This is a genomic window from Pseudomonas sp. PS02290 (assembly GCF_029960075.1).
Lineage (GTDB): Bacteria > Pseudomonadota > Gammaproteobacteria > Pseudomonadales > Pseudomonadaceae > Aquipseudomonas.
In genome coordinates this window covers 1-4,170 of record NZ_JASCOY010000187.1, presented here as the reverse complement: position 1 = coordinate 4,170, position 4,170 = coordinate 1, and the positions used below count along the sequence as shown (strand labels likewise).

Annotated in this window: 4 protein-coding genes; 2 read left to right on the top strand and 2 right to left on the bottom strand. The window is 63.1% G+C overall.

Annotation, left to right across the window (positions count from 1 at the left end; translation table 11 throughout):
* Window positions 1-3: 3 nt before the first annotated feature.
* Window positions 4-1,209, bottom strand: coding sequence for an MFS transporter (locus QMX88_RS28950; protein WP_282373671.1), 1,206 nt, complete (start codon window positions 1,207-1,209; stop codon window positions 4-6).
* A gap of 105 nt (window positions 1,210-1,314) precedes the next feature.
* On the opposite strand from QMX88_RS28950, the gene QMX88_RS28945 reads away from it, so the two are divergent.
* Window positions 1,315-1,863 (top strand): TetR/AcrR family transcriptional regulator, encoded by a 549-nt coding sequence (locus QMX88_RS28945; RefSeq protein WP_282373669.1) that lies wholly within the window; start codon window positions 1,315-1,317, stop codon window positions 1,861-1,863.
* 90 nt (window positions 1,864-1,953) lie between these two features.
* Window positions 1,954-3,243: a leucine-rich repeat-containing protein kinase family protein gene (locus QMX88_RS28940; RefSeq protein WP_282373668.1), complete on the top strand. Its 1,290-nt coding sequence runs from the start codon at window positions 1,954-1,956 to the stop codon at window positions 3,241-3,243.
* 154 nt (window positions 3,244-3,397) lie between these two features.
* Here QMX88_RS28940 and QMX88_RS28935 read toward each other — a convergent pair whose 3' ends face one another.
* Window positions 3,398-4,102 carry a YebC/PmpR family DNA-binding transcriptional regulator gene (locus QMX88_RS28935; protein WP_192173927.1) on the bottom strand — a complete coding sequence of 235 codons (705 nt, stop codon included), beginning with the start codon at window positions 4,100-4,102 and terminating at the stop codon, window positions 3,398-3,400.
* Window positions 4,103-4,170 lie beyond the last annotated feature (68 nt).

Here is a 4,170-nt window from a genome sequence, read left to right as displayed (position 1 = left end):
ACCCTACGCCGCCCTGGCGCGGCCGGCGCGCTCAAGCCGCAGACCGGCCAGCGCCGACACCGCCAGCAAGACCACCACCCCGCCATAGACATTGGTGGTGGTCACCAGCCCCGCCGTTTTGATCGACACGCCGGCCAGCAACGCCGGAATGCAGAACGCCAGATAACTCAAGGCCAGAAAGGCCGCCATCAGCGCACCCCGCTCGTGGGCGTGGGCCAATGGCAGCAACAGCCGCAGGGCGCCGAGGAAACTCGCCCCGAAACCAATCCCCGCCACCACGGCGCCGGTGAAGAACAGCCACAGCCAGCCCAGGTTCACCGCCGCCAGAATCACTGAAACCCCAATCGCCAGAAAACTGCAGCCCACCAGCAATGCCAGCCTGGGCGCGCGCAGGCGCAGGTTATGGATCGAAATCGCGCCACTGATGGTCAGCGCTGCCACGGCAAAGCCGCCGTTGAGTACCGAGGTCGAACCGGTCGCGGCAGTCAGCAGCGACGGCGCGAGCGACAGGAAAAACCCGCCCAGCGCCCAGGCGGCGATGTCCGCGGGCAGCACCAGCAACAGCGTCCCCCTCGCCTGCGCAGGTACAGCGAGCCGCGGCCGCAGGGTTTTCAGCACGCCCGGTTGCGGCGTCACTGTTTCAGCGATCCACAACAGATACACCGCCTGACCGACGAACGCCGCCAGAAGCAAACCATAGGCGAGGCCCATGGGCAGCGGCGCGTATTCCACCAGCGCACTGGTGCCAAGGGCGCCCAGTGCCATGCCGAACATCGGCGTGATGCTGTTGAGCAGCGGGCCCTGCTGCGCGTCATTGTCGAGCATCGCGGCACCTAACGCGCTGGTGGCGATGCCCGTCGCCACGCCTTGCAGCACCCGCGCAACGATCAGCCAGCTGACGTCGGTGGCGGCGATGAACAGCAGCATTGCCATGATCTCCAGCAGCAGCCCGATAAAAATAACCGGGCGACGGCCGAGGTAATCCGACAGCGAGCCGAACACCAGCAGCGTCGCCAGCAGGCTCAAGGCGTAGACGGCAAAAATTACCGTCAACAGCGCCGAGGAGAAGCCCCACGCCTGTTGATAGAGGTGGTAAAGCGGCGTAGGCGCACTGGACGCGGCGAAGAAACACAGCAGCACGAAAGCCAGAAATACCAGGTGGCTCCGCCCCCGACCATCGACTTGCGGGTTCTGCAAAGAATCAGACACGAGTACACTCTCCCGAAAAAGCACGCCACAAAAGCTATTAATTAGCTTTAGTAGTGTGCGAGCAGCGTCTGCTTAAAGCAAATACTTTGTGTTAGGGTCCGCACCATGGCTATCAAAGAAGGCATTCGCACCGGCGGCCGCAGTGCCCGGGTGCAGACATCGATTCACGCGGCGGTCCGCGATCTGCTCCAGGAGCAGGAGCGTTCGGCCCTCAGCGTGCCCATGATTGCGGCCCGCGCGGGTGTCACACCGTCCACCATTTACCGCCGCTGGGGCGACCTGACTTCACTGCTGGCAGACGCCGCTGTCGAGCGTCTGCGCCCGGACGAACCGGTGGATTGCGGCAATCTGCGCGATGACCTGCGCACGTGGGTCGAGGTCTATCTCGAAGAAACCAACTCGGCGCCGGGCCGCGAAATGATGCGCGACGTGGTCGCCAGCAGCGCGACCCTGTGCTCGGGCAAGTGCCTGAACATGGTTCGCGATCAACTGCAGATCATCATCGACCGCGCCCGGGAACGCGGTGAACAGAGTCCTTCCGCGGACGAACTGGTCGATGCCGTCGTCGCGCCCATGGTCTACCGCATCTTGTACGCCGAATCGGCGCCGTCCCTTGAGCGCATGCATCAATTGCTGGACCGCTGCCTGAATTGATCCCTCACCCGTCGCGCTCGTAGCAAACGAGCAGCGGCCGGGTTGACTGGTTATTATGGCCGCCCATTGATCACAGGCGCCCTTCCCCCCATGCACACCCTTGCAGACCTGCGTGCCGGCAAACTGGCAGGCATCACGCGGCTCAATCTCAGTGCCGACCTCAGTGAATTTCCCGAGGAGATTTTCAGCCTCGCCGATTCGCTGGAGGTGCTGGACCTCAGCGGCAATCGGCTGACTGACCTGCCCGCCGACCTGCACCGGCTCAAGCGCCTGAAAATCCTGTTCTGTTCGAATAATCCCTTTACCCGCCTGCCAGAATGCCTGGGCCAGTGCGAGCAGCTGTTCTTCGTCGGCTTCAAGGCCTGCGAGATCGCCGATGTCCCCGCCAACGCGCTGCCGCCTTCGCTGCGCTCTCTGGTGCTGACCGACAACCGTATCGAAACCCTGCCTGAAGCCATCGGCGACTGTGCGCACCTGCAGAAGCTGATGCTCGCGGGCAACCGGCTGCGGCAATTGCCGGAATCACTGGCCCGCTGTCAGCGCCTGGAACTGGTGCGGATCGCGGTCAACGATTTCCATGAACTGCCGCGCTGGCTGCTGGAGATGCCTGCGCTGGCCTGGCTGGCGTTTGCCGGCAATCCGTTGAACGACATCCACACCGAAGCGCCGATCCGGCAGATCCCGTGGCCGCAACTGACGCTGCAACAGGTGCTGGGCGAAGGCGCGTCCGGGGTGATTCAACAGGCCCAGTGGCGCCCGGACCAGGACGCGACGGCGCTGGACGTCGCGGTGAAGCTGTACAAGGGCGATGTCACCAGCGACGGTTCGCCGTTGAACGAGATGCAGGCGTGCATTGCGGCGGGTCGTCATGCTCATCTGATTCCGGTGCTCGGGCAGATTCTGGACCACCCGCAGGGCGCTCGCGGTCTGGTGATGGAGCTGATTTCGCCTTCTTTCGTGACCCTTGCGCGTCCGCCGACCCTTGAATCCTGCACGCGGGACACGTACGTCGACACCCGGCTGACTCTGTCGATCGTGAAGCGTATGGCCGCCGGGATCGCAGCGGCGTGCGCACATTTGCACGGGCATGGGATCAACCACGGTGACCTGTACGGCCACAACATCCTCTGGAACGAAAGTGGGGACAGCCTGCTGGGGGATTTCGGCGCAGCGGCGTTTTACCCGGATGAAGAAACGGGACGCAGGCTGGAGCGCGTTGAAGTGCGCGCGTTCGGGCTATTGCTGGGGGAACTGCTGGACTGCTGCGGGGATAACGATTCGCAGGTTGCCGGGTTGCGGGAGCTGGAGCGGCGTTGCGTGCAGGCGGACGTGATGCAGCGGCCCGGCTTTGCGGAGATCGAGCAGCAGTTTAATCAGTAGGACCCAATCCACAGCACGCCGCGCAACCTGTGGGACCGGCTTCAGCCGGGAAGAGGCCAGCGTGGACACCCTCGATTTCGCAGTGTGCCCATCGACGCCTTCCCGGCTGAAGCCGCTCCTACAACGACCGATTCAGATAATTGGCCCGGTAGCCTTATCCGGCCAAGCCGACGTACACGTTTTGCACGTCATCGTGGCTGTCGATCGCTTCGAGGAAGGCTTCCACTTCGGCCATCTGCTCGTCGCTCAGGCCTTCAACCGGGTTTTTCGGGCGGTAGCCGATCTTGGCGGATTCAACGGTGAAGCCGAACTCGGGCAGCGCCTTGCACACGGCGTCGAGGTCGGTGGTGTCGGTGTAAAACGTCGCAACGCCCTCTTCGCCTTGTTCAACATCCTGAGCGCCGGCTTCGATGGCGGCTTCCTCGGCGTCCGCTTCGGGTGATGCAGCAACCGCATCGATCATCCCCAGGTGATCGAAATCCCAGGTAATCGAACCCTCGGCACCCAGTTGTCCCTTGCGGAACAGCACGCGGATTTCCGAGACGGTGCGGTTGATGTTGTCAGTCAGGCATTCAACGATGACCGGCACTTTGTGCGGCGCGAAGCCTTCGTAGGTGAGTTTCTCGAAGTGAACGTGCTCGCCGAGCAAACCGGCGCCTTTCTTGATGGCACGCTCCAGCGTTTCGCGCGGCATCGAGGCTTTCTTGGCCTGCTCGACCACCAGACGCAGGCGCGCGTTCATGTCGGGGTCAGCGCCGGAGCGTGCGGCAATCATGATCTCTTTGGACAGCTTGCCGAAAATACGCCCCTTGGCGTTGGCTGCCGCTTCTTTGTGTTTGACCTTCCACTGTGCGCCCATGATTGCTCTCTTGTTCCGGTGGCGATAAATCGCTCGGATTCGACGCGTCTTGCGCGTCGGGCCGATGG

Coding starts and splice junctions, on each gene's coding strand:
- QMX88_RS28945 (WP_282373669.1), top strand. CDS start 1,315: ATGGCTATCAAAGAAGGCATTCGCACCGGCGGCCGCAGTGCCCGGGTG.
- QMX88_RS28940 (WP_282373668.1), top strand. CDS start 1,954: ATGCACACCCTTGCAGACCTGCGTGCCGGCAAACTGGCAGGCATCACG.
- QMX88_RS28935 (WP_192173927.1), bottom strand. CDS start 4,102: ATGGGCGCACAGTGGAAGGTCAAACACAAAGAAGCGGCAGCCAACGCC.